This is a genomic window from Lacticaseibacillus salsurivasis (genome assembly GCF_036246225.1).
Classification (GTDB): domain Bacteria; phylum Bacillota; class Bacilli; order Lactobacillales; family Lactobacillaceae; genus Lacticaseibacillus; species Lacticaseibacillus salsurivasis.
Window position 1 is genome coordinate 1 of the sequence record NZ_BTTP01000040.1, and the last position, 1,592, is coordinate 1,592.

Here is a 1,592-nt window from a genome sequence, read left to right on the forward strand (position 1 = left end):
GAGAAACTTGCGTTGTTAGAAGAATTCTGGCGGTCCAATCTGGCCAGAGCCACCTTTGCACGACAACATCGAATTGGCAAAACCCCGTTCACTTCATGGCTTGCACGCTATGAACGTGATGGTATCGAAGGTCTTACCGAAGCGCAGCAAAACAACCACTACACGAAAGAGTTGAAGCTCGCAGTCGTTCATGCGTATCTCGCTGGCGAAGGCTCGTATGCGGAATTAGCCAATCAGTATGGATTGCGTAACTTAACGCAGGTCAAAGATTGGGTTCATAAGTATAATGGGGATAACACCTTGATGGCGTCGCCATCTAGAAAGCAGGTCCCCAAGATGAGCCGAAAGACTACGCTAGAAGAACGAATCGAAGTCGTAGAGTACGTGACCCAGGGCAAACACAAGTACACCGAAGCCGCCGAGCACTTCCAAGTCTCATATCAACAGGTGCGCTCATGGGTAATCAAGGCGCGTGATGACGGGTATGAGGCGCTCGTAGATAATCGTGGTCATCGCAAGGAACAAACAGAGCTAAGCGAGAACGATAAGCTGAAGTTGGAGATCAGACAACTCAAGGCCCAACTCAGGGATAAGGAGTTGGTGGAGGCTTTCGCAAAAAAATTGCTGGAACTTCAGCGCAGGGGGTGAACAAACAACGTCGACTAGCTTACCTCGCAATCAAGGAAGTCAGCCAAGGACAACACGGCGCGGTAGCAACCCTATTGGACGTGGTTGGCGTTAGCCGGCAAGCATACTACAAAGGCTTAAATCGTCAGGAAACGGTCTGGGAATGGCATGATCACAAGCTCAAAGAACGCGCACGGCATTGGTTTGATTTTCATCATCAAGGTATCGGCGCCGGAAATCTCTTGGTCAATCTTCAGCGCGACGAAGCTATTGACTTTCCGGTAACTTTCAAGATGGTGCGACGCGTCATGCGCGAACTTGGAATGAAGTGTCAGGTTCGCAGCAAGAAGCACAATCGCGTTAAGCAACAAGAGCAGCACCTACAGGACAACGTCCTGAACCAAGATTTCAATGTGGATGCGCCTAACCAAGTATGGCTCTCTGATTCAACCGAGTTGGCCTATGGCGTAAACGGAGAGCACAAAGTACGTCTTAGCGGTGTGCTGGACTTGTATGGCCGACGTCTACTGTCATACAACCTGAGTGTAACGGAGACTTCTGCCGCGGAGATACAAGTCTTCCATCGTGCCTTCGAAGCAGCCGGTAAGGTGCATCCATTAGTTCATACGGATCGTGGCTCTGCATATACGTCTGGTGCGTTCAACAACTTTCTGAATCGCTATGAAGTCGCTCGTAGCATGTCTCGACCAGGAACACCGTACGACAACGCACCAATGGAGCGTTGGTGGAACGAGTTTAAGCTACGCTGGATGGATCGCCACCCACTTGCGAAGACCTATAAAGAACTGGTGAAACTCGTTGAGGAAGGAATCAACTACTTCAATCACCACAATCGCTCAGCACAAAGAAACGGCCTCACCCCTGATGAATACTGGAGTGAAGCCGTTTAGAAACAGACAAAACTTTATATTATTTCATCTGTCAACTTGACAGGGCCAAGTGCA

Annotated in this window: 2 protein-coding genes; both read left to right on the forward strand. The window is 49.6% G+C overall.

The features are described 5' to 3' along the window. On the forward strand, positions 1 to 648 hold a 648-nt coding region (locus tag AAA927_RS12825; RefSeq protein ID WP_338218154.1), incomplete at its 5' end, for a helix-turn-helix domain-containing protein. Then, positions 645 to 1,538: an IS3 family transposase gene (locus AAA927_RS12830; protein ID WP_338218155.1), complete on the forward strand. Its 894-nt coding sequence runs from the start codon at positions 645 to 647 to the stop codon at positions 1,536 to 1,538. The genes AAA927_RS12825 and AAA927_RS12830, both read left to right, overlap by 4 nt. Positions 1,539 to 1,592: the final 54 nt, after the last annotated feature.